The 26,563-nt window shown below is 61.1% G+C and carries 27 protein-coding genes; 22 read left to right on the top strand and 5 right to left on the bottom strand.

All coding sequences use genetic code 11. From position 1 onward, the window contains the following. The first annotated feature begins 143 nt into the window (after positions 1-143). The 9 genes from ACUXAC_RS16345 to ACUXAC_RS16385 are packed head-to-tail and all read left to right on the top strand — an operon-like array spanning position 144 to position 7,638. Positions 144-446 (top strand): urease subunit gamma, encoded by a 303-nt coding sequence (locus ACUXAC_RS16345; protein ID WP_100397111.1) that lies wholly within the window; start codon positions 144-146, stop codon positions 444-446. Between the two features lie 55 nt (positions 447-501). Next, a complete protein-coding gene (locus ACUXAC_RS16350) occupies positions 502-948 on the top strand; it encodes an urease subunit beta (protein WP_087763216.1) in 447 nt (148 codons plus the stop codon). 3 nt (positions 949-951) lie between these two features. Beyond that, entirely contained in the window at positions 952-2,667 is a 1,716-nt protein-coding gene (locus ACUXAC_RS16355) for an urease subunit alpha (protein WP_060440636.1), read from the top strand. Positions 2,668-2,679: 12 nt separating this feature from the next. Next, entirely contained in the window at positions 2,680-3,276 is a 597-nt protein-coding gene (ureE, locus tag ACUXAC_RS16360; RefSeq protein ID WP_047572557.1) for an urease accessory protein UreE, read from the top strand. Next, positions 3,273-3,959 (top strand): urease accessory protein UreF, encoded by a 687-nt coding sequence (locus tag ACUXAC_RS16365; RefSeq protein ID WP_049202285.1) that lies wholly within the window; start codon positions 3,273-3,275, stop codon positions 3,957-3,959. The genes ureE and ACUXAC_RS16365 overlap by 4 nt, the downstream gene beginning before the upstream one ends. A gap of 18 nt (positions 3,960-3,977) precedes the next feature. Continuing rightward, positions 3,978-4,613: an urease accessory protein UreG gene (ureG, locus tag ACUXAC_RS16370; RefSeq protein ID WP_019454316.1), complete on the top strand. Its 636-nt coding sequence runs from the start codon at positions 3,978-3,980 to the stop codon at positions 4,611-4,613. Further along, the gene (locus ACUXAC_RS16375) at positions 4,610-5,557 is read left to right on the top strand and encodes an urease accessory protein UreD (RefSeq protein WP_049202286.1); all 948 of its coding nucleotides are present in this window, start codon (positions 4,610-4,612) and stop codon (positions 5,555-5,557) included. The genes ureG and ACUXAC_RS16375 overlap by 4 nt, the downstream gene beginning before the upstream one ends. A 19-nt stretch (positions 5,558-5,576) precedes the next feature. Beyond that, on the top strand, positions 5,577-6,554 hold the full coding sequence (gene yut, locus ACUXAC_RS16380) for an urea transporter (RefSeq protein WP_100397109.1): 978 nt from the start codon (positions 5,577-5,579) through the stop codon (positions 6,552-6,554). A gap of 40 nt (positions 6,555-6,594) precedes the next feature. After that, on the top strand, positions 6,595-7,638 hold the full coding sequence (locus ACUXAC_RS16385) for a HoxN/HupN/NixA family nickel/cobalt transporter (RefSeq protein ID WP_049271941.1): 1,044 nt from the start codon (positions 6,595-6,597) through the stop codon (positions 7,636-7,638). A gap of 73 nt (positions 7,639-7,711) precedes the next feature. On the opposite strand, the gene ACUXAC_RS16390 is transcribed toward ACUXAC_RS16385, so the two are convergent. Then, positions 7,712-7,864, bottom strand: coding sequence for a Hok/Gef family protein (locus ACUXAC_RS16390; protein WP_004930217.1), 153 nt, complete (start codon positions 7,862-7,864; stop codon positions 7,712-7,714). A 289-nt stretch (positions 7,865-8,153) separates the two neighbouring features. Further along, positions 8,154-10,610 (bottom strand): acyl-CoA dehydrogenase FadE, encoded by a 2,457-nt coding sequence (gene fadE / locus ACUXAC_RS16395; protein ID WP_038871338.1) that lies wholly within the window; start codon positions 10,608-10,610, stop codon positions 8,154-8,156. 246 nt (positions 10,611-10,856) lie between these two features. Here fadE and lpcA point away from each other — a divergent pair, with 246 nt between their 5' ends. After that, positions 10,857-11,438, top strand: coding sequence for a D-sedoheptulose 7-phosphate isomerase (gene lpcA, locus ACUXAC_RS16400; protein ID WP_004930220.1), 582 nt, complete (start codon positions 10,857-10,859; stop codon positions 11,436-11,438). Positions 11,439-11,535: 97 nt separating this feature from the next. Next, on the top strand, positions 11,536-12,339 hold the full coding sequence (locus ACUXAC_RS16405) for a class II glutamine amidotransferase (protein WP_004930222.1): 804 nt from the start codon (positions 11,536-11,538) through the stop codon (positions 12,337-12,339). Here the strand turns inward: ACUXAC_RS16405 and dpaA are convergent. Beyond that, positions 12,274-13,041 carry a peptidoglycan meso-diaminopimelic acid protein amidase gene (dpaA, locus tag ACUXAC_RS16410; RefSeq protein ID WP_060425295.1) on the bottom strand — a complete coding sequence of 256 codons (768 nt, stop codon included), beginning with the start codon at positions 13,039-13,041 and terminating at the stop codon, positions 12,274-12,276. The two genes, ACUXAC_RS16405 and dpaA, sit on opposite strands and share 66 nt — an antisense overlap. A 552-nt stretch (positions 13,042-13,593) precedes the next feature. Here dpaA and ACUXAC_RS16415 point away from each other — a divergent pair. Genes ACUXAC_RS16415 through nqrM form a run of 8 tightly spaced genes read left to right on the top strand, consistent with a single transcriptional unit; the run spans position 13,594 to position 20,703 of the window. Continuing rightward, on the top strand, positions 13,594-14,943 hold the full coding sequence (locus tag ACUXAC_RS16415) for a Na(+)-translocating NADH-quinone reductase subunit A (RefSeq protein ID WP_387443340.1): 1,350 nt from the start codon (positions 13,594-13,596) through the stop codon (positions 14,941-14,943). Between the two features lie 3 nt (positions 14,944-14,946). Continuing rightward, positions 14,947-16,188, top strand: coding sequence for an NADH:ubiquinone reductase (Na(+)-transporting) subunit B (locus ACUXAC_RS16420; protein WP_033649926.1), 1,242 nt, complete (start codon positions 14,947-14,949; stop codon positions 16,186-16,188). Further along, positions 16,178-16,972 carry a Na(+)-translocating NADH-quinone reductase subunit C gene (locus tag ACUXAC_RS16425; RefSeq protein ID WP_387443343.1) on the top strand — a complete coding sequence of 265 codons (795 nt, stop codon included), beginning with the start codon at positions 16,178-16,180 and terminating at the stop codon, positions 16,970-16,972. The genes ACUXAC_RS16420 and ACUXAC_RS16425 overlap by 11 nt, the downstream gene beginning before the upstream one ends. After that, the gene (locus tag ACUXAC_RS16430; RefSeq protein WP_004930232.1) at positions 16,965-17,594 is read left to right on the top strand and encodes an NADH:ubiquinone reductase (Na(+)-transporting) subunit D; all 630 of its coding nucleotides are present in this window, start codon (positions 16,965-16,967) and stop codon (positions 17,592-17,594) included. The genes ACUXAC_RS16425 and ACUXAC_RS16430 overlap by 8 nt, the downstream gene beginning before the upstream one ends. Positions 17,595-17,600: 6 nt before the next feature. Beyond that, the gene (gene nqrE / locus ACUXAC_RS16435) at positions 17,601-18,197 is read left to right on the top strand and encodes an NADH:ubiquinone reductase (Na(+)-transporting) subunit E (RefSeq protein ID WP_015376732.1); all 597 of its coding nucleotides are present in this window, start codon (positions 17,601-17,603) and stop codon (positions 18,195-18,197) included. A gap of 15 nt (positions 18,198-18,212) precedes the next feature. After that, positions 18,213-19,436, top strand: a complete 1,224-nt coding sequence (nqrF, locus tag ACUXAC_RS16440) for an NADH:ubiquinone reductase (Na(+)-transporting) subunit F (protein ID WP_342120878.1) — start codon at positions 18,213-18,215, stop codon at positions 19,434-19,436. Next, positions 19,437-20,468 carry an FAD:protein FMN transferase gene (locus ACUXAC_RS16445; RefSeq protein ID WP_342120880.1) on the top strand — a complete coding sequence of 344 codons (1,032 nt, stop codon included), beginning with the start codon at positions 19,437-19,439 and terminating at the stop codon, positions 20,466-20,468. Positions 20,469-20,475: 7 nt separating this feature from the next. Further along, positions 20,476-20,703, top strand: coding sequence for a (Na+)-NQR maturation NqrM (gene nqrM / locus ACUXAC_RS16450; RefSeq protein ID WP_004930244.1), 228 nt, complete (start codon positions 20,476-20,478; stop codon positions 20,701-20,703). A 32-nt stretch (positions 20,704-20,735) separates the two neighbouring features. On the opposite strand, the gene ACUXAC_RS16455 is transcribed toward nqrM, so the two are convergent. Further along, entirely contained in the window at positions 20,736-21,629 is an 894-nt protein-coding gene (locus ACUXAC_RS16455) for a glycerophosphodiester phosphodiesterase family protein (RefSeq protein WP_060440626.1), read from the bottom strand. 183 nt (positions 21,630-21,812) lie between these two features. Between ACUXAC_RS16455 and dinB the strand changes: the two genes are divergently transcribed. Next, positions 21,813-22,874 (top strand): DNA polymerase IV, encoded by a 1,062-nt coding sequence (gene dinB, locus ACUXAC_RS16460; protein ID WP_387443349.1) that lies wholly within the window; start codon positions 21,813-21,815, stop codon positions 22,872-22,874. Positions 22,875-22,915: 41 nt separating this feature from the next. Here dinB and pepD read toward each other — a convergent pair whose 3' ends face one another. Beyond that, a complete protein-coding gene (gene pepD / locus ACUXAC_RS16465) occupies positions 22,916-24,376 on the bottom strand; it encodes a beta-Ala-His dipeptidase (RefSeq protein ID WP_060425301.1) in 1,461 nt (486 codons plus the stop codon). A 338-nt stretch (positions 24,377-24,714) separates the two neighbouring features. Between pepD and gpt the strand changes: the two genes are divergently transcribed. Next, entirely contained in the window at positions 24,715-25,173 is a 459-nt protein-coding gene (gpt, locus tag ACUXAC_RS16470; protein ID WP_019454300.1) for a xanthine phosphoribosyltransferase, read from the top strand. Positions 25,174-25,314: 141 nt separating this feature from the next. Then, positions 25,315-26,562 carry an esterase FrsA gene (gene frsA / locus ACUXAC_RS16475; RefSeq protein WP_330113300.1) on the top strand — a complete coding sequence of 416 codons (1,248 nt, stop codon included), beginning with the start codon at positions 25,315-25,317 and terminating at the stop codon, positions 26,560-26,562. Position 26,563: the final 1 nt, after the last annotated feature.

Below are 26,563 nucleotides of genomic sequence, written 5' to 3' on the forward strand. Positions count from 1 at the left end.
AAGTTGTGGGTTGATCATCTCAATATTACCTCCTAGATTGTTCGAGGGTCAGATAAACGCAAATAAATAACGCAAGGTTATTAACTATTAATCACATTTGGCCTCGTTTTGTCTGATTATTCCTATCGAGATCGGAGTGCCCCATGCAATTAACGCCAAGAGAAATTGAAAAGTTGATGGTCTATACCCTGGCCGACGTCGCATTAAAGCGAAAGTCCAGAGGGATAAAGCTGAATTACCCCGAGGCGGTGGCGATTATTACCACCGCAGCGCTGGAAGGCGCCCGCGAGGGAAAAACGCTGGAAGAAGTCATGAACGACACGCGGCAGGTATTGAGCCGCGATGACGTGATGGACGGCGTGGCGGAGCTGATCCCGCACGTGCAGGTCGAAGCGATATTCAGCGACGGCAGCCGCCTGGTGACGGTGCACGATCCGATTCAGTAAGTGCGGTTTGCGTTCCTGATTGCCATGGATAAACCTTATCAGCACAGGTATTTCGATGAAAAAGCATGACCCAGAAAAGCACGTGCCGCCCGGCGGCTATATCCTGTCCGAAACCCCCATTACCTTCAATGAAGATCGCGAAAGCCTTATTTTAACGGTGCGTAACACCGGCGACAGACCTATTCAGGTCGGTTCGCATTTTCATTTCTTTGAGGCCAACAAAGCCTTGCAATTCGATCGCGCTGCCGCCTTTGGCAAGCGTTTGAATATCACTGCCACGACGGCGATCCGTTTTGAACCCGGTGACGAGATTGAGGTGGCGCTTATTGCCATCGGCGGCAAACAAACGGTCTACGGATTTAATAATCTGGTGGACGGTTGGGCGGGGGACAGCCCGGTTGCGGCCGGTGAAAGAGTAAAGAAAACGATAGATGTAAAGCGAGCTATTGAGCTGGGTTATAAAAACCTCGATCAGGCGCCGACGAAAACGAGCGAGGAATAACGCATGCCAACTCTCTCCAGGCAAGAATATGCCGGGCTGTTCGGCCCAACCACCGGCGATAAAATTCGTTTGGGCGATACGCAACTGTTTATTGAAATAGAGAAAGACCTGCGCGGCTACGGCGAGGAATCGGTCTACGGCGGCGGCAAGTCGCTGCGTGACGGCATGGGCGCCGACAACCGATTAACCAGCGATAACGTGCTGGATCTGGTGATTACCAACGTAACGATTTTGGACGCCCGGCAAGGGGTGATCAAGGCGGACGTCGGCATCAAAAACGGCCTGATCGCCGGCATCGGCAAAAGCGGCAACCCGGCGATGATGAACGGCGTCACGCCCGGGATGGTGGTGGGCGTCAGCACCGACGCTATCTCGGGCGAGCACCTGATCCTGACCGCCGCCGGCATCGATACGCATATCCACTTCATTTCGCCGCAGCAGGCGGCGCATGCGCTCTCCAACGGCGTGACAACGTTCTTCGGCGGCGGCGTCGGGCCGACCGACGGCTCCAACGGCACCACCGTGACCGCCGGGCCCTGGCATATCCACCGCATGCTGCGCGCCTTCGAGACTATGCCGGTCAACGTGGGGATGCTCGGCAAGGGGCACGCTTCGCACGCTGCGCCGCTGGTCGAACAAATCGCCGCCGGCGTGGCGGGGCTGAAAGTGCATGAGGACTGGGGCGCCACCAATTCCGCGCTGCGCCACGCGTTGCGCGTGGCCGACGACATGGATATTCAGGTGGCGGTGCATACCGACAGCCTGAATGAAGGCGGCTACGTCGAAGACACCATCGACGCCTTTGAAGGGCGCACCATCCACACCTTCCACACCGAAGGCGCCGGCGGCGGGCACTCGCCGGATATCATCAAGGTTGCCGCGCAGATGAACGTGTTGCCGAGCTCCACCAACCCCACGCTGCCGTTCGGCATCAACAGCCAGGCTGAATTGTTCGACATGATCATGGTGTGCCACAACCTCAATCCCAATGTGCCGGCCGACGTGGCGTTCTCTGAAAGCCGGGTGCGGCCGGAAACCATCGCGGCGGAAAACGTGCTGCACGACATGGGCGTGCTGTCGATGTTTTCCAGCGATTCCCAGGCGATGGGGCGGGTCGGCGAAAACTGGTTGCGGGTGATGCAGACGGCACATGCGATGAAAGTCGCGCGCGGCAAGCTGCCGGAAGACGCGGCGGAGCACGACAACTTCCGCGTGTTGCGCTACGTGGCGAAGATCACCATCAACCCGGCGATTGCGCAGGGCATCAGCCACGTGCTGGGTTCGGTCGAGGTCGGCAAGATGGCCGATCTGGTGCTGTGGGAGCCGCGCTTCTTCGGCGCCAAGCCGAAGCTGGTGATCAAGGGCGGGATGATCAACTGGGCGGTGATGGGCGATCCCAACGCGTCGTTGCCGACGCCGCAGCCCACGTTCTACCGCCCGATGTTCGGTGCCATGGGCAAATCGCTGCAGGAAACCTGCGTCACCTTCGTCTCCGGCGCCGCGTTGCATGACGGCATCAAAGAGAAACTGGGGCTGGAGCGGCAGGTGATGGCGGTGCATAACTGCCGGGCGATCTCCAAGCAGGACATGGTGCGCAATGCGGAAACGCCGAACATCGAGGTGGATCCCGAAACCTTCGCGGTCAAGGTCAACGGCGAACACGCCACGGTGAAGCCCATCTCCACCGCCGTGCTTAATCAACGCTATTTCTTCAGCTAGGAACCGCCGCTCATGATCGTGATTGAAAAGATACTCGGCAATATCAAACGGGATGCCGACTGGCGCGAACGCTTGCAACACGCCTCGCTGGACGTGCTGGCGCTTTCGCAGTGGGAGGCGCAGAAAAGCCGCTGCCGCAAGACGACCCGCGACGGCCAGGATCTCGGCATCTCCCTCGATCGTCATCAGGTGCTGGCCGACGGCGACGTGTTGCTTTGGGACGAAGCGAACCGCAGCGCGGTGGTGGTGCAGATGAACCTGCGCGACGTGATGGTCATCCATCTTGAGTCGTTGCTGGCGACCGATATGGCGACGGTGCTGAAGACCGCGTTCGAACTGGGGCATGCGCTGGGCAATCAGCACTGGAAATCGGTCATCAAAGGGAATCGCATCTTTATTCCGCTGACGGTGGCGACCAAGGTGATGGATTCGGTGATGAAAACCCACGGTTTCCACGCGTTGCCTTATTCGTTCGTGAAGGGCGAAAGCATTTTGCCGCATTTGACCCAGCCCGAAGCGCGCTTGCTGTTCGGCGGCGCGGAGGATTCCGCCACCCATGTGCATGTCGACAGCCCCTTCCTCGGCCAGCATGTGATCAAACTGAAATGAACGCCGTCCAGTTGATTCGCATTCTGCAGTTTGCCGACTCGGTGCTGCCGGTGGGGGCGTTCGCCTTTTCCAACGGCGTCGAGTCGGCGATCCAGGCCGGCATCGTGCGCGATGCCGACACGCTGCAGTCGTTCACCCGCACCGCCTTGCAACAGGCGGCGGGCGGCGACGGCCGAGCGGTGACGGCGGCCTGCCGGGCGCTGCAGGCCGGCGATCGCGAGGCGGCGATGGGGCACGACTGGGCACTGTTCAACCGCAAGCTGAACGAAGAGGGCCGCAACATGGTGGTGCGGATGGGAAAAAAGCTGGCGGAAATGGCGGCGGCCATCTGCGACGAACCTCAGGTGGTCTGGTGGCTTGAGCAGATCAAAACCGGCCGCGCCGCCGGCACCTATCCGGTGACGCAGGCGGTGGTGATGACGGCGCTGGGCGCCGGCCCGCGCGAGGTGGCGGTGATGCATCAGTACGGCGTGGCGATGACCATTCTCAGCGCCGCCATGCGCCTGATGCGCGTCACCCATATCGACACCCAACGCATCCTGTTTCAACTCAACCGGGACATCGACGTTTTTTGCGACGAAGCCGAACGCGGCGGCGTTGAACAAATGGCCTCTTACGCGCCGGTGACCGATGTCCTGGCCGCACTGCACGTCGGCGCATTTACCCGACTGTTCAGCAACTGATAATAAGGAACGAGCAGAGTGAAGAAAATTACCCGCATCGGTATCGGCGGCCCGGTAGGCTCGGGCAAGACCGCGATCATTGAAGTCATCACGCCGCGCTTGATCGAGCGGGGCATCAGCCCGCTGATCATCACCAACGACATCGTCACCACCGAAGACGCCAAACAGGTCAAGCGCACGCTCAAGGGGATCCTGGACGAGGAGAAAATTCTGGGCGTGGAAACCGGCGCTTGCCCGCATACCGCCGTGCGGGAGGATCCGAGCATGAATATCGCGGCGGTAGAGGAGATGGAGGCCCGCTTTCCGGAAAGCGACGTGGTGATGATCGAGAGCGGCGGCGATAATCTGACGCTGACCTTCAGCCCGGCGCTGGCGGACTTTTACATCTATGTCATCGACGTCGCCGAAGGGGAAAAGATCCCGCGTAAAAACGGGCCGGGCCTGGTGCAGGCCGACATCCTGGTGATCAACAAAATCGATCTGGCCCCCTATGTCGGCGCCAGCCTGGCGGTGATGGAACACGACACCCGCGTGGTGCGCGGCGAGCGGCCTTATATTCTCACCAACTGCAAAACCGGCGAAGGCATCGACGAGCTGGTGGACATGATCATGCGTGATTTCCTGTTCACCCATGCGCCGTCGGCGGCGGTATGACGGCGGTCAGTGAAGCCGCGAGGCGCGTCGCGCAGCTTGGCGCCGATGCGCCGGAGCTGGCCGATTATCAGGATGAGCCGCCGCAAATGGCCAGCGGCGGCGTGGGCAAAACCGGCTATCTGCGGCTGGGGTTTGCGCTAAGCGGGCATCGCAGCGTGCTGCGGCAGATGGAGCGGCGCGTACCGTTTCTGGTGCAGCGGGCGCTGTATTGGGATGAAGCGCTGCCGCAGATGCCGTGCGTGTTCGTCATCTCCACCTCGGGATGCATCTTGCAGGGCGATCGCCTGACGCTCGAGGTGCAGGTCGCTCCCCAGGCCTGCGGGCATGTCACCACCCAGTCGGCGACCAAGATCCACGCCATGGAAAATAATTACGCGGCGCAGATGCAGACGCTGACGCTCGAAGAGGGCAGCTATCTGGAGATGATGCCCGATCCGGTGATCCCCCACTGCGGTTCGCGCTTCATTACCGATACCCGCATTACGCTACACCCGACGGCGACGCTGCTCTACGGCGAGATCCTGATGTCGGGGCGCAAACACCATCAGGCGGATCGCGGGTTCAGATTCGACGTGTACTCCTCGCGCATCAGTGCCTGCCGCCCCGAGGGCAAGACGCTGTTTGTCGAACGCTATGTGCTGGAGCCGCATAAACACCCGCTGAACGGGGTCGGCGTGATGGGGCCGTTCGACGTGTTCGGCAATGTGATCCTGCTGACGCCGCCCGAGCACCATCAGCGGATCCTCGATCGCATCGCGCCCCATTATGACGAGGTTGAGGGGATCGCCAGCGGCGTCAGCCGGTTGCCCAACGAGTGTGGGCTGATCTTTAAGGCCCTGGGCAAAGAGGCGCGCCAGGTGAAGGCGGCCATTCGCGTTTTCTGGCGCGTCGCCCGGGAAGAGATCCTGGGCGTGACGCTGCCGGAGCCCTTTATCTGGCGCTAATCTGCAGCGGGAAGCGGTCATGACGACAAGGTGGAGTTGGGGCGGTCTGTGTGCCCACAGCCGGATAGCGGCGGCGGCGGATGCGGTGCTGCGCGGCTGTTCGCAGGTGATGTTTCAAAATAACCCGTTGACCGGATTACTGTTTTTTATCGCCATTTTCGTGGGCGCCTATGAGGAAGGGTTGCCGCAGGTGGCCTTCGGCTGTCTGCTGGGCACCGCGTCGGCGACGCTGAGCGCGGCGTGGCTGGTGGACGATCGCACGGCGTTGCGCTCTGGGCTGTATGGCTACAACGGCTGCCTGGTCGGCGCCGCGCTGCCGACCTTTTTACTGCCCTCGGCCTGGCTGTGGATCGGCGTGATGTTCAGCAGCACGATCTCGGTGATCGTCACCGTTGGCCTCAATCGGCTGTTGCGCACCTGGAAGATCGCGGCGCTGACGGCGCCTTTCGTGCTGACCACCTGGACGGTGCTGTTGGCCAGCTACCCGTTCAGCCATCTGCGGCATGTACGGTTGCCGGCGGCGGCCATCCCGGCCGACGGGGCGGTGTTCTACGCGCATCCCGGCGTCGCAGAGATGCTGAGCGGCGCGCTGCATGGCGTTTCTCAGGTCTTTTTGTGCAGCAGCGTGAGCGGTGGCGTACTGCTGTTGCTCGGGCTGGCGGTGTCGTCGCCGCGCGCGATGCTGCTGGGTTTTTTCGGCGCGTTGCTGGCGGTGGCCACATCGCTGGCGATCGGCGCCGATCCGCAGGCGGTTTTCGCCGGGCTGTACGCCTTCAGCGCAGTGCTGACGGCGGTGGCGCTGGGATCCGTCTTCAACCCACCCGGCCGGCGAGTGCTGATCTATACGCTGCTCGGCGTGATTTTTACGGTGCTGGTGCAGGGCGCGTTCAATACCCTGCTGGCCCCGCTGGGCATGCCGTCGTTGACCATGCCGTTCGTGATCGCGTCCTGGCTGTTTTTGAGCGCTAATCCGGCGGTGATCGCGGCGCGGCGCTAATCCATTGATTTGAACATAACGATAAAACAGGAGTGTGGGTATGGCGGTAGTTTCCGAAGGATTGCATGGCGCGGCCCGGCGACGGGCGGTATCCCTGTTGCTGGGGCTGGTGGCGGTCAACGTCATCGTCTGGCTGCTGGCGCTGGCGGTGTTCAAAGACAATGCCGCGCTGATGGGCACCGCCTTGCTGGCCTACAGTTTTGGTCTGCGCCATGCGGTGGATGCCGATCACATCGCCGCGATCGACAACGTGACCCGCAAGCTGATGCAGCAGGGCAAAACGCCGGTGGCGGTCGGTACCTTCTTCTCGCTCGGCCACTCGACCATCGTGGTGCTGGCCTCGGCCGCGATTGCCGCGACGGCGATGATGTTCAGCCGTCAGATGGGCTGGTTTCACGAGACCGGCGGCCTGATCGGCACGCTGGTGTCCTCGTTGTTTTTGCTGACGGTCGCCTTTATCAATCTGCTGGTGCTGATCTCCGTGTGGCGAGCGTTCCGGCAGGTGAAGGCGGGCGAGCTGCCAGCGCATCAATCGCTGGATCTGCTGATGAGCGGCGGCGGTGTGCTGGCGCGCTGTTTCCGCCCGCTGTTCAGGCTGGTGAACCAGAGCTGGCACATGTACCTGGTGGGTTTCTTGTTTGGCCTGGGCTTCGACACCGCCACCGAGGTCGGGCTGCTGGGGATTTCGGCCGCCGGTGCGGGCCATGGCATGAACCTGTGGAGCATCATGCTGTTCCCGGCGCTGTTCGCCGCCGGCATGGCGCTGATCGACTCCATCGACAACTTCGTGATGATTGGCGCTTACGGTTGGGCGTTCTCCAAACCGATCCGCAAACTGTACTACAACATGACCATCACGGCGGCGTCGGTGATCATCGCAGTGTTTATCGGCGGCATCGAAGCGCTCGGGCTTATCGCCGACAAGCTGGCGCTGTCCGGCCCGCTGTGGGACGCCGTCGCACGGCTCAACGATCATCTGGGGGAGATGGGCTATTGGGTGATCGCCGTGTTCATCTTCTGCTGGTTGGTGTCGGTGGTGAATTACCGCCTGCGCGGCTACGACAAACTGACGGTCAGCGGTTGAAAAGACGGGGGCTCGTGGATCCTGCCTGACATCATCGGCCAACGGGCGGGGCGAACCCCGCCGTTGGGTTGCCTTACCGTTCGGATTCGTAAGCCAAAGTGGCCGCAACCTCCGAGTCTCCCAGCCTGATGCGCAGTTCGCACAGCGAACCGCGGGTTAGCCAGATGAACGCGATCAGCGTCATACAGACGATCACCAGTTTAAGTACGACCCGTTTTTGCTGCATTTTTGACCTCCCTATCCTTGCCTTGCGGCGGGTAAGAGGCTAACCTGATGTTGCTTGGCATCAGAGTGGCCTCGGGTTGATAATATCGACTCGGGGCCTTTCTCTTTCTCTCCTTTGCCAAGGCTCCGGACAGAAAGATCCAGAGCACCCGCCGCGCAGTCTACTCGAACTTCCTTCCCGTGAAATCCGCCGTTGCGCCAACCTGCGGCGCGGTGCGCAGTTCGTGATGCAAGAAAAGAAAAAGGGGCGATGATGATCGCCCCTAGGATGAGTGGAGTGGGAATTGGCGTTAAGCCGCTTCGGTCTGCTGTTGGCGCTTAGACTGCGCCGCCGGCTTTTCCGGCTTGGCGGCCGCCAGCGCATCCGGCGCAAAGTCGTCCACGTTGATGGAGCGCAGACGGCTCTCTTCGGCTTTCACCAGAATTTTCGCTTCGTCGGCGCTGATCTTGCCTTCTTCCAGCGCGCGTTCCGCCAAACGATCCAGACGGGTGAACGGCAGGTTTTTGCCGACCGCCTTGCACAGACGTTCGTGAATCGGCTCGGCGGCCATCACGTCGGCCAGCGCCGCTTCCAGCAGGCCGATTGGGTTATGTTCGCTCGGCGTCAGGTACTGGCCGCGCCCCAGACGGCTGCGGGTGGCGGAAGGTACCTGCAGGATCTTGGCCAACTGGTGATCCAGACGATCGGACGGTGCGGTATGCACACGGCCGAGCGGGAAGACCACGAAGCGCATCGCGCCGGCGATAAAGCGGTTCGGGAAGTTACGCAGCAGGTCATCCAGCGCCTGTTCGGCTTTATGCAGGCTGTCTTGCACGCCCCAATGCACCAGCGGCAGATCTTCTTTCTGACGGCCTTCGTCGTCAAAGCGTTTCAGCACGGCGGAAGCCAAATACATCTGGCTGAGGATGTCCCCCAGGCGAGCGGAGATGCGCTCGCGGCGCTTCAGGCTACCGCCCAGCACGCCCATGGAAACGTCCGACAGCAACGCCAGGTTGGCGCTCAGGCGGTTCAATTGCTGATAGTAACGACGGGTCGCGTCCTTGGTCGGCGTGGCGCTGGTGCGGCCGTTGGTCAGGCCCAGCCAGAAGCTGCGTACCTTGTTGCTGCCGACGTGGCCCAGATGGCCGAACAGCGATTTATCGAAGGCGTTCAGATCGTTGCTCTGCGCCGCCGCCATTTCATCCAGCACATAAGGATGGCAGCGGATCGCGCCTTGACCGAAGATCATCATGGTGCGGGTCAGGATGTTCGCGCCTTCCACCGTGATGGCGATCGGTGCGCCCTGATAGGCGCGAGCCAGGAAGTTGGATTCACCGAGCATGATGCCTTTACCGCCGGCGATGTCCATGGCGTCAACGATCGACTGCTGGCCGCGGTGCGTACAGTGATATTTGACGATGGCAGACAGCACGGCCGGCTTCTCGCCCTGCACCAGCGCATAGGTGATCAGCGAAGCGGCGGCGTCCATCACATAGGTGTTGCCGGCGATGCGCGCCAACGGCTCTTCGATCCCTTCCATCTTGCCGATGGAGATCTTGAACTGACGACGAATGTGCGCGTAGGCGCCGGTCGCCAGGGCGATGGATTTCAGGCTGCCGGTAGAGTTGGACGGCAGGGTGATGCCGCGACCGACCGACAGACACTCAACCAGCATGCGCCAGCCCTGGCCGGCCATTTTCGGGCCGCCGATGATGTAATCGATCGGGACGAACACGTCGGTGCCGCGGGTCGGGCCGTTTTGGAACGGCACGTTCAGCGGGAAGTGGCGGTTGCCGATTTCCACGCCCGGCGTGCTGGTCGGGATCAGCGCACAGGTGATGCCCGGGGATTCGTTGTCGCTCAGCAGGCGGTTCGGGTCATGCAGTTTGAACGCCAGGCCCAGTACGGTGGCGACCGGCGCCAGCGTGATGTAGCGCTTGTTCCAGGTCAGGCGCATGCCCAGCACCTGCTTGCCCTGCCAGTCGCCCATGCACACGGTGCCGACGTCCGGAATGGCACCGGCATCGGAGCCCGCTTCCGGGCTGGTCAGCGCGAAGCAAGGGATCTCGTCGCCGCGCGCCAGGCCCGGCAGATAGTGGTTTTTCTGTTCTTCGGTGCCGTAGTGCTGCAGCAGTTCGCCCGGGCCGAGGGAGTTCGGCACGCCGACGGTGATCGCCAGGATGCCGGAAACGCCGGCCAGTTTTTGCAGCACCATCGCCTGAGCATAAGGAGAGAATTCCAGACCGCCGTACTCTTTCTTGATGATCATCGCGAAGAAACGGTGTTCTTTCAGGTATGCCCAGAGTTCAGGCGGCAGATCGGCCAGTTCGTGGGTGATCTGGAAGTCGTTGGCCATGCGGCAGGCTTCTTCCACCGGGCCGTCGATAAACGCCTGCTCTTCTTCCGTCAGGCGCGGTTTCGGGTAGCTGTGCAGCTTGTTCCAGTCCGGCGCGCCGCGGAACAGATCGCCTTCCCACCAGGTGGTGCCGGCGTCGATCGCTTCCTTCTCGGTGGTGGACATCGGCGGCATCACCTTGCGGAAGGCGCGCAACGCCGGTGCGGAGAGCAGGGAACGGCGCAGGGAGGAAAGGTTCAGCGGCAGCAGCACGATCGCCAGCGGCAGCAACAGCCAGAAGCTCCACAGGCCAATCGCGCCCATGGCGGCGGTGTACGCCACCAGGATCAGGCTGCTGAGGGTAAGGTTCACTCGGTGGTAGAACACCACGCCGAGGAGAGCCAGTAAAACGACAATACTAAGAACCATCATAAGAAGCTCCGAAGTAGTAAGAGGTCTGACCTGTTGTGTGTATGTAATAGGTTTTAGTACAAGGCAGAATTTTTATCAATGCGTTTACAGTTTAATTACAACTCAGGTCACAAACTGACAGCACCAATCATCAAAAACCTCTCCGCTTCCTTAACCGGCGCGCTGTTTGGCTGAGAATGCTTCTCGCTGTTTCCGCGATCCGGTACACTGCGGAGCGGAAGATTTGACGATAACAAGAGGTTCCTCATGTACCACGACCTTATTCGCAGTGAACTGAACGAAGCGGCTGATACCCTGGCGAAATTTATCAATGACGACGCCAACATCGACGCCATCCAACGTGCGGCGGTGCTGCTGGCGGATTCCTTCAAAGCCGGCGGTAAAGTGATTTCCTGCGGCAACGGCGGTTCCCATTGCGACGCGATGCACTTCGCCGAAGAGCTGACCGGCCGCTACCGTGAAAACCGCCCGGGCTACCCGGCGATTGCCATCTCGGACGTGAGCCACCTGTCCTGCGTCAGCAACGACTTCGGCTATGAGTACGTCTTCTCTCGCTATGTGGAAGCGGTAGGCCGCGAAGGCGACGTGCTGCTGGGCATTTCCACCTCCGGCAACTCCGGCAACATCATCAAGGCCATCGACGCGGCGCGCGCCAAGGGGATGAAAGTGATCACCCTGACCGGCAAGGACGGCGGCAAGATGGCGGGTTCCGCCGATGTGGAAATTCGCGTGCCGCACTTCGGCTACGCCGACCGCATTCAGGAAATCCACATCAAAGCGATTCACATCTTGATTCAGCTGATCGAAAAAGAGATGGTTAAGGCTTGATAGCCTGCGGGGAGCTGCGGCTCCCCAAGAATAAGACTGCGGGCGCCGCATGCTGCGCCCGCACGGCCTGTGTCAGTGTGGTTAAGGAGTGCTGGCGATGTGTGAACTGCTCGGGATGAGCGCAAACGTACCGACCGATATCTGCTTCAGCTTTACCGGCCTGGTACAGCGCGGCGGCCGCACCGGGCCGCATAAGGATGGCTGGGGCATTACCTTCTATGAAGGGAACGGCTGCCGCACATTCAAGGATCCGCAGCCGAGCTTCAACTCGCCGATCGCCCGCCTGGTGCAGGACTACCCGATCAAGTCCTGTGCGGTGGTGTCCCATATTCGCCAGGCCAACCGCGGCGAAGTGGCGCTGGAAAACACCCACCCGTTCACCCGCGAACTGTGGGGCCGCAACTGGACCTACGCGCACAACGGCCAATTGAAAGGCTACCGTCAGCTGGATACCGGCACGTTTCGCCCGGTCGGCCAGACCGACAGCGAATACGCGTTCTGCTGGCTGCTGCATCAGCTGGCGCTGAAATACCCGCGCACCCCGAGCCAGTGGCCGGCGGTTTTCCGCTACATCGGCCTGTTGGCGAGCCAGCTGCGCAAGAAAGGGGTATTCAACATGCTGTTGTCGGACGGGCGCTTCGTGATGGCCTATTGCTCTACCAACCTGTATTGGATCACGCGCCGCGCGCCGTTCGGCAAGGCGACGCTGCTCGATCAGGATGTGGAAATCGATTTTCAGCAGCAGACCACACCGAACGATGTGGTCACGGTGATCGCCACCCAACCGCTGACCGCCAACGAAACCTGGCACAAGATTGAGCCAGGCGAGTTCGCGTTATTTCACTTCGGTGAGCGGCTTGTTCTGAGCGAAGGGGTTGGTGTTGGGCGTCGGGCTGGCTGACGCGTACTGCGTCATCTGGCCGCTGCTCATCAACGGTTGACCCAGCACGTACTGGCCGTTGTCCACGGTCATCATCGGCGGCTGGTGGTTCTTCGCGAAGTAATCGTAGCCCGGCTTCAGCTGGCGCCAGAAGGCGATATAGCTGGATGACGCATGGCGCTTGAGGTTTTGCTCGGTCATGCGGAACGGGTAGATGCTGATGTCGACGCGGCTTTGGCCATAGGCGAAGGCGGCTTCGACATAGCGATAGATCTCATCCATATAGGTGTTGGTCATCGCGTAACAGCCGATCGATTTACATTCACCGTGGATCATCAGATAAGCGCCGGAATAGCCCTGCGATTTATCGTAATCATTAGGGAAACCGATATTGATCGCCCGATAATACTTGCTGTCGGGTTTCAGATGGCGCGCGTCAACGCTATAAAAGCCTTCCGGACTTTTAAAGTCGCCTTCACGACGTTTAGGACCCAGCCCACCGGAGAAATTACAGATCGGGAACGTGTTGACCAGGCGGAATTCATTGCCCATTTTGGCATACAATTCCAGCTTGCGTTCCTCTTTGAAGATCTGAATATAGACCGGCGAACCCAATAATTGCTGTTTAACTACCGGCGTTTCCGGTACCTGCTCGCTGGCGCTGCAGGCCGTGATCATCGGCATAGAAACAAGCATCGCAAACAACAGCGCGATTTTGCTCATTATTATTCCTGCTTATATTTATCTGCCAGCCAATGACGTTGGTCGGCATGCCACTGATTATTGTTTTTACTGCTGCAAAACACCGCCAGATTACCAGCGCGTTTATTTTTAGCAATACGTGATATGTATAAAAAAACGACAAAGCTCGATAAAAGTGAAATGACCGGCAGATTTTAACGATAAGTAGTGAAAAACAGGCGAAATTTAATTGTGTTTGCTTGACCCAAGTCACGACGGAACGCAGAACAATGTTGCGAACAATGTTAATATTCCCTCTTCAATTTAACGCGCTGTGGCGATTGAAGTGGCAGGGTTTATGGCATATAACCCGGCCGTTTTGATGGTTATTTGGCTACAGGCCGTTAACACATCGACTGTCGAGCAAACAACGGAAAGGGGGAATCAAGGGAATGCGCGTTACCCCGATTTTTCACTGCGAGAAAGTTCATGTTGGGCGTGCCGCCATGCGCACTGCCCGGCAATCCTGGCATCGTCAGCACCCGCCTCTGGGGCCGGGCAGACGTGTAAACCAAACTACATCGTATAAATCCTATGATTAAGATCAGAAAAGGGTTAGATCTGCCGATAGCCGGGGCTCCGGTTCAGGCGATCCAAGACGGCCCGAACATTCAGCATGTCGCCCTGCTTGGGGAAGAGTATGTCGGAATGCGTCCCTCCATGCTGGTGCAGGAAGGCGATACCGTTAAGAAAGGCCAGGCGTTGTTCGAAGATAAGAAAAACCCCGGGGTTTTCTTCACGGCTCCCGCCAGCGGCCGCATCGCCGCGATTAACCGCGGCGAACGGCGCGTATTGCAATCGGTGGTGATTGCGCTGGAAAACGGCGGTGACGATCAGCTCGAGTTTGCGCATTACCCGCTGGGTGAGCTGGCCCAGCTGCCGCGCGAACAGGTCGAGAGTGAACTGATCGCCAGCGGCCTGTGGACCGCGCTGCGCACCCGTCCGTTCAGCAAAACGCCGAGCCCCGGCAGCGAAGCACGCGCCATTTTCGTCACCGCGATGGATACCCAGCCGTTGGCCGCCGATCCGCAGGTGATCATCGCCGAACAGCAGGCGGCGTTCAACGCCGGGCTGCTGGTGTTGGCGCGCCTGACGACGGGCAAGGTACACGTATGCCACGCCGCCGGTGCCTCCGTTGGCCAGCAGAGCAGCCCGCAGATCGCCTACAGCGAATTTGCCGGCCCGCACCCCGCCGGGCTGGTGGGTACGCACATTCACTTCCTGGAACCGGTCAGCCTGAAGAAAACCGTTTGGCACATCGGCTACCAGGACGTCATCGCCATCGGCACGCTGTTCACCACCGGTAAGCTCGATACCCGCCGGGTCGTGGCGCTGGCCGGGCCGCAGGTGGCGCAGCCGGCGCTGCTGCGCACCCGCCTGGGGGCCAGCCTCGAGGAGCTGACCGCCGGCCGCCTGAAAGACAGCGAGAACCGGGTGATCTCCGGTTCGGTGCTGAACGGCATGCACGCCGCCGGCCCGAACGCCTGGCTTGGCCGTTTCCACTCGCAGGTGTCGGTGCTGGAAGAAGGGCGCGACAAAGAGCTGTTCGGTTGGATCGTGCCTTCGCCGAACAAGTTCTCCATTACCCGCACCACGCTGGGCCACTTCCTGAAGAACAAACTGTTCGCCTTCTCGACTACCACTAACGGCGGCGAGCGCGCCATGGTGCCGATCGGCAACTACGAGCGGGTGATGCCGCTGGATATTCTGCCGACGCTGCTGCTGCGCGATCTGCTGGCGGGCGACAGCGACAGCGCGCAGGCGCTGGGCTGCCTGGAGCTGGACGAGGAAGATCTGGCGCTGTGCACCTTCGTTTGCCCCGGCAAGTATGAGTACGCGCCGGTGCTGCGCGAGGTGCTGACCAAGATTGAGCAGGAAGGATAACCGATGGGCCTGAAGAATTATTTTGAGAAGATAGAGCATCACTTCACGCCGGGCGGCAAACTGGAAAAGTGGTACCCGCTGTATGAAGCGACCACCACGGTGTTTTATACCCCCGGCACGGTGACGCGCGGCGCTTCGCACGTGCGCGACGCCATCGATTTGAAACGCATGATGATCCTGGTGTGGCTGGCGGTATTCCCGGCGATGTTCTGGGGCATGTACAACGTCGGCCAGCAGGCAATCCCGGCGCTGCACCATCTGTACAGCGGCGACGAGCTGCAACAGGTGCTGGCGGGCGACTGGCATTATCGCCTGGCGCAGTGGCTCGGCGCCTCGCTGGCGGCCGACGCCGGCTGGGTCAGCAAGATGGTGCTGGGCGCCTGTTACTTCCTGCCGATCTACGCCGTGGTGTTTGTCGTCGGCGGCTTCTGGGAAGTGCTGTTTGCCATTATCCGCAAGCATGAGGTCAACGAAGGCTTCTTCGTCACCTCTATCCTGTTCGCGCTGATCGTGCCGCCGACCCTGCCGCTGTGGCAGGCCGCGCTGGGCATCACCTTCGGCGTGGTGGTGGCCAAAGAGATCTTCGGCGGCACCGGGCGCAACTTCCTCAACCCGGCGTTGGCCGGCCGCGCCTTCCTGTTCTTCGCCTATCCGGCGCAGATCTCCGGCGATCTGGTGTGGACCTCTGCGGACGGTTTCTCCGGCGCGACGCCGCTGGCGCAGTGGAGCGCTGGCGGGGCGCACAGCTTGAGCAACGTGGCCACCGGCCAGTCCATCAGCTGGATGGACGCCTTCCTCGGCAACATTCCCGGCTCCATCGGTGAAGTCTCCACGCTGATGATCCTGATCGGCGGGGCGATTATCCTGTTCGGCCGCGTGGCCTCCTGGCGCATCGTCGCCGGCGTAATGCTCGGCATGGTGGCTTCCGCCCTGTTGTTCAACGCCATCGGTTCCGATACCAACCCGATGTTCGCCATGCCGTGGTACTGGCATCTGGTGCTGGGCGGTTTCGCCTTCGGCATGATCTTTATGGCGACCGACCCGGTTTCCGCCTCCTTCACCAACAAGGGGAAATGGTGGTACGGCATTCTGATCGGCGTGATGTGCGTGCTGATCCGGGTGGTCAACCCCGCCTATCCGGAAGGCATGATGCTGGCGATCCTGTTCGCCAACCTGTTCGCACCGCTGTTCGATTATCTGGTGGTGCAGGCCAACATCAAGCGGAGAAAAGCCCGTGGCGAATGAAGCGAAAAACGACGGCATCGGTAAAACGCTGCTGGTAGTGCTGCTGCTGTGTCTGGTGTGTTCAGTGGTGGTGGCGGGCTCCGCCGTCGGCCTGAAGTCCAAACAGCAGGAGCAAAAGCTGCTCGATAAGCAGCGCAATATTCTCGACGTAGCCGGCCTGTTGCAGCCGAAAATGGAGAGCGAGCAGGTCAAGCGCCTGTACAGCGAGCGCATCGAGCCGCGCCTGGTGGATCTGAACAGCGGCGAGTTTGTCGCCGGCAAGGTGGCGGCGTTCGATCTGGGCGCCGCGCTGCGCGACGACGCCAAAAGCGTGGCGCTGGCGGCGGGCGACGATCCGGCCGGCATCAAGCGCCGCAGCAATCAGGCGGAAATCTACCTGGTGCGCGATGAAAGCGGCCAGGTGAACAAGATTGTGCTGCCGGTATACGGCACCGGCCTGTGGTCGATGATGTACGCCTTCGTGGCGCTGGATAACGACGGCAACACGGTCAAGGGCATCACTTACTACGACCAGGGGGAAACCCCGGGGCTGGGTGGCGAGGTCGAGAACCCGTCCTGGCGCCAGCAGTGGGTCGGCAAACAGCTGTTCGACGACAACGGCCAGCCGGCGATCCGCGTGGTGAAAGGCGGCGCGCGTCAGGGGGATGTGCACGGGGTGGACGGCCTGTCCGGCGCCACGCTGACCTCCAACGGCGTGCAGCATACGTTTGATTTCTGGTTGGGCGAGCACGGCTTCGGCCCGTTCCTGAAAAAAGTTCGTGAAGGAGCGCTGAAAAATGGCTGATTCCAAAGAGATAAAGCGGGTCCTGCTGGGGCCGCTGTTCGACAATAACCCGATCGCCCTGCAGGTGCTGGGCGTTTGTTCTGCGTTGGCGGTGACCACCAAGCTGGAGACGGCGGTGGTGATGACCATTGCGGTGACGCTGGTCACGGCGTTCTCCAGCTTCTTCATCTCGCTGATCCGTCACCATATTCCCAACAGCGTGCGCATCATCGTGCAGATGGCGATCATCGCCTCGCTGGTGATCGTGGTCGATCAGCTGTTGCGCGCCTACGCGTTCGAGATCTCCAAGCAGCTGTCGGTGTTCGTCGGCCTTATCATCACCAACTGTATCGTGATGGGGCGCGCCGAGGCTTACGCCATGAAGTCGCCGCCGATCGAGAGCTTTATGGACGGCATCGGCAACGGGCTGGGCTACGGGGTGATCCTGGTGCTGGTCGGTTTCCTGCGCGAGCTTATTGGCTCCGGCAAGCTGTTCGGCGTCCCGGTGCTGGAAACGGTGCAGAACGGCGGCTGGTATCAGCCGAACGGCCTGTTCCTGCTGGCGCCGAGCGCGTTCTTCATCATCGGCCTGCTGATCTGGGTGCTGCGCACCCTGAAGCCGGCGCAGATCGAAAAGGAGTAAAGGCCGATGGAACACTATATCAGCCTGTTTGTGCGCGCGGTGTTCGTTGAGAACATGGCGCTGGCGTTCTTCCTCGGGATGTGTACCTTCCTGGCGGTGTCGAAGAAGGTCTCGACCGCCTTTGGCCTGGGCATCGCGGTGACCATCGTGCTCGGCATTTCGGTGCCGGTGAACAACCTGGTCTACAACCTGATCCTGCGCGACGGCGCGCTGGTGGAAGGCGTCGATCTGAGCTTCCTCAACTTCATCACCTTCATCGGCGTGATCGCGGCGCTGGTGCAGATTTTGGAGATGATCCTCGATCGCTTCTTCCCGTCGCTGTATAACGCGCTCGGCATCTTCCTGCCGCTCATCACCGTGAACTGCGCCATCTTCGGCGGCGTGTCCTTCATGGTGCAGCGCGACTACAACTTCGCCGAATCGGTGGTGTACGGCATCGGTTCCGGCACCGGCTGGATGCTGGCGATCGTCGCCATGGCGGGGATCCGCGAAAAACTCAAGTATGCCAACGTGCCGGCAGGGCTGCGCGGCCTGGGCATTACCTTTATCACCACCGGACTGATGGCGCTGGGCTTCATGTCCTTCTCCGGTGTTCAGTTGTAAAGGCGGGAAGAATTTATGGAAATTATTTTAGGCGTAGCCATGTTCACCACCATCGTGATGGTGCTGGTGTTGCTGATCCTGTTCGCCAAATCGAAGCTGGTGAATACCGGCGACATCGCGGTGGAAATCAACGGCGATCTGGATAAGAGCTTCCATGCGCCGGCGGGCGACAAGCTGCTCAACGTGCTCTCCAGCCAGGGGATTTTCGTCTCCTCGGCCTGCGGCGGCGGCGGTTCCTGCGGCCAGTGCCGGGTGGTGATCAAAGAGGGCGGCGGCGATATCCTGCCGACCGAGCTCTCGCACATCAACAAGCGCGAAGCGAAAGAGGGTTGCCGCCTGGCGTGCCAGGTGAACGTGAAGCAGAACCTGAAGATCGAGCTGCCGGAAGAGATCTTCGGCGTGAAGAAATGGGAGTGCGAGGTTATCTCCAACGATAACAAAGCCACCTTTATCAAAGAGCTGAAGCTGAAGATCCCCGATGGCGAAGACGTACCGTTCCGCGCGGGCGGTTTCATCCAGATCGAGGCCCCGGCGCACGACATCAGCTACGCCGACTTCGACGTGCCGCAGGAGTATCGCGGCGACTGGGACAAGTTCAACCTGTTCCGCTACCGCTCGACGGTGAAGGACACCACGGTGCGCGCCTACTCGATGGCCAACTACCCGGAAGAGAAGGGCATCATCATGCTCAACGTGCGTATCGCCACGCCGCCGCCAAACAACCCGGACGTGCCGCCGGGCATCATGTCTTCCTATATCTGGTCGCTGAAAGCCGGTGACAAGGTGACGATCTCCGGGCCGTTCGGCGAGTTCTTCGCCAAGGACACCGACGCCGAAATGATCTTCATCGGCGGCGGCGCGGGCATGGCGCCGATGCGTTCGCACATCTTCGACCAGCTCAAGCGCCTGAACTCGAAGCGCAAGATCACCTTCTGGTACGGCGCGCGTTCGCTGCGCGAGATGTTCTATGAAGACGACTTCAACCAGCTGCAGGCGGAGAACGACAACTTCACCTGGCACGTGGCGCTGTCGGATCCGCAGCCGGAAGATAACTGGACCGGCTACACCGGCTTTATCCATAATGTTCTGCTGGAGAACTACCTGAGGAATCACCCGGCGCCGGAGGACTGCGAGTTTTACATGTGCGGGCCGCCGATGATGAACGCTGCGGTGATCAAGATGCTGAAAGATCTGGGCGTCGAAGACGAAAACATCATGCTGGATGACTTTGGTGGCTAAATGCGCGCATTGGCGATGAAGAACTGGCTGACGGGCGTGGCGCTGAGCGCCACCCTGCTGCTGACCGGCTGCGGGCCGGAACAGGTGGATCTGACGGGTAAAACCATGGGCACCTCGTATTCGATCCGTTACGTGACCGGTGACGATACGCCGTCGGCGCGCGAGATGCAGGCGGAGATCGACAAACGGCTGGAGCAGGTGAACGACCAGATGTCCACCTACCGGCCGGACTCTGAGCTGAGCCGCTTCAACACCAGCCGCGACATTGACCGGCCGTTCCCGGTTTCGCCGGCCACCGCTGAGGTGGTGCGCGAAGCGCTTCGCATCAACCGCGTCACCGACGGTGCGCTGGACGTGACCGTCGGGCCGCTGGTCAACCTGTGGGGCTTCGGCCCGGAAGGGCGGCCGGATAAAGTGCCGAGCGAGGCGGAGCTGGCGCACCGCCGCGCCTGGACTGGGGCCGATAAACTGTCGGTGCAGGGCAACGCGCTGGTGAAAAACATCCCCGAGCTGTATGTCGACCTGTCGTCGATCGCCAAAGGATACGGCGTGGACGTGGTGGCGGAGTACCTGCAATCGCAACACGTGCAAAACTACATGGTGGATATCGGCGGTGAAGTCCGCACTCGCGGGCGCAACGGCGAGCAAAAGCCGTGGCGCATCGCCATCGAGCGCCCGACCGCCGGCACGCAGCAGCAGGCGCAGCTGGTGATCCAGCCGGGGGAGATGTCGATCGCTACTTCGGGTGACTATCGCAACTACTTCGAGCAGGACGGGGTACGCTATTCGCACACCATCGATCCGATCACCGGCCGGCCGATCAACCACCGCCTGGTGTCGATCACCGTACTGAGCCCGACCTGCATGACCGCCGACGGCCTGTCCACCGGCCTGAACGTGATGGGGCCGGAGCGCGGCCTGGCGCTGGCCAATCTGCTCGGTATCCCGGTGTTCATGATCGTGAAAACCGCCGACGGGTTTGAGGAGCGTTATTCGGACGCGTTCAAACCCTACCTGAAAAAGCGTTCGTGAGGTTGCTATGCTGACGGTATTCGCCGCCACCTTCGTGTTGTTCCTGCTGATCGTCGGCGGGATGTCGCTGGGCTACGTGTTCAAACGCAAAAGCCTGCAGGGCAGCTGCGGCGGCATCACCGCATTGGGGATGGAGAAAGTCTGCGACTGCCCGGAACCTTGCGATGCGCGTAAAAAGCGCGAAGCCAAAGCGGCGCAGCGGCGCGAGCAGTTGGACAAGCACCGCATTCTGTAGCTGTAGCGAAAACCCGGCCAAGGCCGGGTTTTTTATTTCGCCTTACGGAAGCTTTTAGCCTCGGCCGGTGAGTTAACCATCACGCCGTCGGCGCCCAGCGCCAGCGCCTGCTGATACTCCTGTGGCGAGTTGACGCCGAACAGGATGATGTGCGCCGGGCCCTGCGAGCGGAAGCAGTCCATCGACTCTTTATCCCAGGTCAGAAACGCCTTCGAACGCCCTTCGCCGAGGGTATATTTCTCCACCACTTCCACCTCGCGCTTCAGCTCCAGCCCGTACCAGCGCGGCTGCCGGTTATCCGGTTTGACGTCGCACTGGTGCGCCATGGTGACGTTGGCCAGCAGCGTGCGGGTCTCGTCGCGGCTTTCGAAGCGCGGGATGGCTGGCGGCAGCGCCTGCAGGTATTTGGCGTCGGTGGAGTAGACGCGGATGCGGTTCAGGCTGTCGGTGCTCTCCAGCGTCGCCAGCAGCGCCTGGCCAAACTGCGCCGGATCGGCGTCCGGGGATTTGATGTCCAGATAGAAGGTGACGTGCGGAAACGCTTTAAGCACGTCGTCCAGCCGCGGAATGCCGATGCCCTGGCCGCGGAACGGGTGCGCATCTCCCCTGGCGAAGGCCCAGCCGGCGTCGGTCTCGGCCAGCTGCGCGGCGGTATAGGCAGAGACCGGGCCCTGCCGGTTGGTCAACGCTTTCAGATCCGAAGGGCGATACAGCACGATGACGCCGTCTTTGGATTCTTGCAGGGTGATCCAGATGGCGTCGGCGCCGTTTTTCAGCGCGGTTTCGATGGCGATGCGGGTGTTCTCCGGCGCATCGGCGGTGCCGCCGCGGTGGGCGACGATCGCCGGCGCGTGACCGGCAGCGCTGGCCGCCAGCGCGCTCAGCGACAGCGCGGAAGCCAGCAGCAAATAAGAAAATCTGATCATGTAGGGTACCTTGTCGTTATCGTTGTGGTGAGCCGCACGGGATGGCGGAAATCATACTATTGAAAAATTAAGCTTTTTTAACAACGCGGAAATATCTGGCGGAAACGGTGCTTTCGTCGAATCCTGCGGCCTTGAGCTTTCGGTATCTGACTGTATACTTATACAGTGTTACTGGAGGGTGCGATGCGTAAAATCATTCATGTCGATATGGACTGCTTCTTCGCGGCAGTGGAAATGCGCGACGATCCCAGCCTGCGCGATATCCCGCTGGCGATTGGCGGCAGCGCCGATCGCCGCGGGGTGATCAGCACCGCCAACTACCCGGCGCGGCGCTACGGCGTACACAGCGCCATGTCCACGGCAATGGCGCTCAAGCTGTGCCCGCACCTCACCCTGTTGCCGGGGCGCATGGCGGCCTACAAAGAGGCCTCGCTGCATATCCGCGAAATCTTCGCCCGGTATACTCCGCTGATCGAGCCGCTGTCGCTCGATGAAGCCTACCTCGACGTGACCGACAGCCCGCAATGCAATGGCTCGGCAACGCTGATCGCCCAGGAGATCCGCCAGGCGATCGCCGACGAACTGAACCTCACCGCCTCGGCCGGCGTTGCGCCGATCAAGTTTCTCGCCAAAATCGCCTCCGAGATAAACAAGCCGAACGGGCAATACGTGATCACGCCGGCGCAGGTGCCGGCGTTTTTGCAACAGCTGCCGCTCAGCAAGATCCCCGGCGTCGGCAAGGTGACCGCCAAGCGGCTGGAAGAGGTGGGGCTTATCACCTGCGCCGACGTGCAGCAATACGATTTGGCGCAGCTGCTCAAGCGCTTCGGCAAATTCGGCCGGGTGCTGTGGGAGCGGTGCCAGGGCATCGATCGGCGCGAAATCTCGGCGGAGCGGCTGCGCAAATCGGTGGGGGTGGAGCGCACGCTGGCGGAGGATATTCACGACTGGGAAGACTGCGAAACGCTGATTATCGACAAACTCTATCCCGAGCTGGAGATGCGGCTGCGCAAGGTGAAGCCGGATCTGCAGATCGCCCGGCAGGGCGTGAAGCTGAAGTTTCAGGATTTTCAGCAAACCACCCAGGAGCACGTGTTCCCGGTGCTGAACCGGCAGGATTTGCTGGAGGTGGCGCGGCAGGCGTGGCGCGAGCGGCGTGAAGGGCGCGGCGTGCGGCTGGTGGGGCTGCATGTGACGCTGCTCGATCCGCAGCTGGAGCGGCAGCTGGCACTGCCTTGGGAATAAAAAAGCCGGCGGTCGCCGGCTTTTTGCGTTAAGCGCGCAGCTTACGCGCGCTCAGGGATCGCTTTCAGCAGCGAGGTCAGCAGCTTCCAGTACAGACCGACGCTTTCGATATGCACCTGTTCATCCGGCGAGTGCGGGCCGGTGATGGTTGGCCCGATCGATACCATGTCCATGTTTGGATACGGCTTTTTGAACAGACCGCATTCCAGACCGGCGTGGATCACCATGATGTTCGGCGTCTTGTTGAACAGCTCCTGATACAGCTCGCGCACCAGGTGCATCACCGGCGAGTCGGCGTCCGGCTGCCAGCCCGGGTAGCCGCCCTTCGGCGCCACCTTGGCACCGGCCAGCTGGCCCAACGCGGTCAGCATCTCGACCACATAGTCTTTGCCGCTGTCGATCAGGGAGCGGATCAGGCAGATGATTTCCGCTTCGTTTTCGCTGGTGGTGACCACGCCGACGTTCAGTGAGGTTTCCACCACGCCTTTTACCGCGTCGCTCATGCGGATCACGCCGTTCGGCGTGCCGTTCAGCAGCGCCAGGAAGCGCTGCTGGCTGTCGGCGCTCAGCGCCTGCGAAGCGCTGGTGGTCGGCTCCAACAGTACGGTGATGTTCTTCTCTTTGGCGGAGAGTTCGTTCTGCAGCACCGCCAGGAACTCCTGGCTCAGGGCTTTCAGCGCGTCGGCCTTGTCCGCCGGCACCGCAACCACCGCGGAGGCTTCACGCGGGATGGCGTTGCGCAGGGTGCCGCCGTTCAGATCCAGCACGCGCAGGTTCAGCGCCGCCGCATGGGCGAACAGGAAGCGCGCCAGCAGCTTGTTGGCGTTGCCCAGCCCGACGTGGATCTCGGCGCCGGAGTGGCCGCCTTTCAGGCCCTTGAGCGTCAGCTTCAGGGTTTGGTAACCGGCCGGTACCGCTTCGCGCTGCAGCGGCAGGGTAGTGATGAAGTCGATACCGCCGGCGCAACCCATATAGATTTCGCCTTCCTCTTCGGAATCGGTATTGATCAGGATGTCCGCCTGCAGCCAGTTCGGCTGCAGCCCGAAGGCGCCGTCCATACCCGCTTCTTCGGTCATGGTCAGCAGCACTTCCAGCGGGCCGTGCTCTACGCTGTCGTCGGCCAGCACCGCCAGGGCGGAGGCCATGCCGATGCCGTTGTCGGCGCCCAGCGTGGTGCCGCGCGCTTTCACCCACTCGCCGGCGATATAAGGCTGGATCGGATCCTTGGCAAAGTCGTGCACGGTGTCGTTATTCTTTTGCGGCACCATGTCCAGGTGCGCCTGCAGCGCGACCGGCTTGCGGTTTTCCATGCCTTTGGTGGCCGGCTTGCGCAGCAGGATATTGCCGACCCGATCGCGCTCGGCGTGCAGGTTCTTTTCTTTGGCCCAGGTGAGGATGTGCTGCGCCAGCGCTTCTTCATGATAAGAAGGGTGTGGGATAGAACAGATCTTGGCGAAAATATCCCACAGCGGCTGTGGCGAAAGCTGAGACAATTCAGACACTATAAGTCTCCTGTGACGGCAGGCTCCGACAGGACGGGCGTGCCGCGCGGTTAAGGTGAGTGGGCATCTGTGCGTCGTGGCACGATCATCAGAGAATATCACTTTATTTCCGGCGGTGCGCGCCCCGTATTGTGCGGTTTAAGCGCTTGATCACACGGCTTCGCTGCGGGAACGTTCGTTTTTTCAGCATCAATCACCGGAAAGCCGCGCGGCGGAAATCGCGAGGTTTTCCTCGGTACAGCTGGAATTCAATGCGGCCAGTCTCTATAATCTCGCGCAACCTTTTTTCCCCTGAACTATAAAATAAGCCGCTTCACCGCCGGCTGGGACACGATTCTATGAGCGAAAAATACGTTGTTACCTGGGATATGCTGCAAATACACGCACGCAAGCTGGCGCACCGCCTGCTGCCTGCCGACAAATGGACAGGCATCATTGCCGTAAGCCGCGGCGGTCTGGTACCGGCGGGCCTGCTGGCGCGCGAACTGGGCATCCGCTATGTGGATACCGTCTGCATTTCCAGCTATGACCATGACAACCAACGCGAAATGAAAGTGCTCAAGCGCGCCGAAGGCGACGGTGAAGGCTTCATCGTGGTGGACGATCTGGTGGATACCGGCGGCACCGCGAAAGCGATCCGCGACATGTACCCGAAAGCGCATTTCGTCACCATCTTCGCCAAACCGGCGGGCCGCCCGCTGGTGGACGACTACGTGGTCGACATCCCGCAGGATACCTGGATCGAACAGCCGTGGGACATGGGCGTCAGCTTCGTTCCCCCTATCGGCGGCCGCTAAGCCCAGCCCGTTCCAGCCAAACGCCCGGTTATGCCGGGCGTTTGCGTTATCTTGGTTTATCCCGCCAGAGTTAGGTACACTACCTCCAGTTAAGTAGGCCTTTTGCGGCCTATCGCCAGATTTACGGAGGCTGTTGTTACCATGGCACAGGCCAACCTTTCTGAAATTCTTTTCAAGCCCAAATTCAAACACCCTGAAACCTCGACGCTGGTGCTGCGCGCGCGCAACAAAGTGAGCGCCGCCATGCATTCCGCGTTGGAAGGCGACACCACCGGCAACTGGTACCGCATGCTGAATCCGCTGCTGTGGGCCTGGCGCGGCGTCAGCCCGATCGAAATCCACGAAGTGCTGGCGCGCATCGCCGCCTCGGACGCCGAGCGCAGCAATCCGCAGCGGCTGGATACCGTGGTGGGTTACCGCAACGGCAACTGGATCTACGAGTGGATCCATCAGGGCATGCGGTGGCAGCAGCGGGCAACGGAGCAGCAGGATCCGCTGCTCGGCGGCGAATACTGGCTGAAGGCCGCGAGCCTGTACAGCATCGCCGGTTACCCGCACCTGAAGGGCGACGAGCTGGCCGAACAGGCGGAGATGCTCGCCAACCGCGCTTACGAAGAGGCAGCGCTGCTGCTGCCGTATCAGCTGAAAGAGCTGGAGTTTCGCATCGAGGGCGGCGGCAGCGTCACCGGTTTCCTGCACATGCCGGAGAAGGGCGAAGCGCCGTTCCCGACGGTGCTGATGTGCGGCAGCCTCGACACGCTGCAGACCGACTACCACCGCCTGTTCCGCGATTACCTGGCGCCGCACGGCATCGCCATGCTGACGCTCGACATGCCGTCGATCGGCTCCTCCTGCAAATGGAAGCTGACGCAGGACTCCAGCTACCTGCACCAACAGGTGCTGATCCAGCTGGCCTCGGTGCCGTGGGTGGACCATCAGCGGGTGAGCGCCTTTGGCTTCCGCTTCGGCGCCAACGTGGCGGTGCGATTGGCCTACCTGGAGCCGCAGCGGCTGCGCGGCGTGGCCTGCCTGGGGCCGGTGGTGCATCGCCTGCTGTGCGACAGCAGCACCCAGCTGAACGTGCCGGACATGTATATGGATGTGCTGGCCAGTCGCATGGGCATGGCCAACGCTTCCGACAACGTGCTGAAGGTGGAGCTGAACAGCTACTCGCTGAAAATGCAGGGGCTGCTGGGGCGCCGCTGCCCAACGCCGATGATCTCCGGCTACTGGGAGCGCGATACGCTCAGCCCGAAAGAGGAGTCGCAGCTGATCGTCACCTCCTCGGTGAGCGGCAAGCTGGTCGCCATCCCGCGCACCCCGGTTTACGACAGCTTCCACCGGGCGTTGCTGCAGATGTCCGGTTGGCTGAGGGACAAAATGCGTTAAT

Source organism: Serratia sp. 121840015-1, from assembly GCF_053627655.1.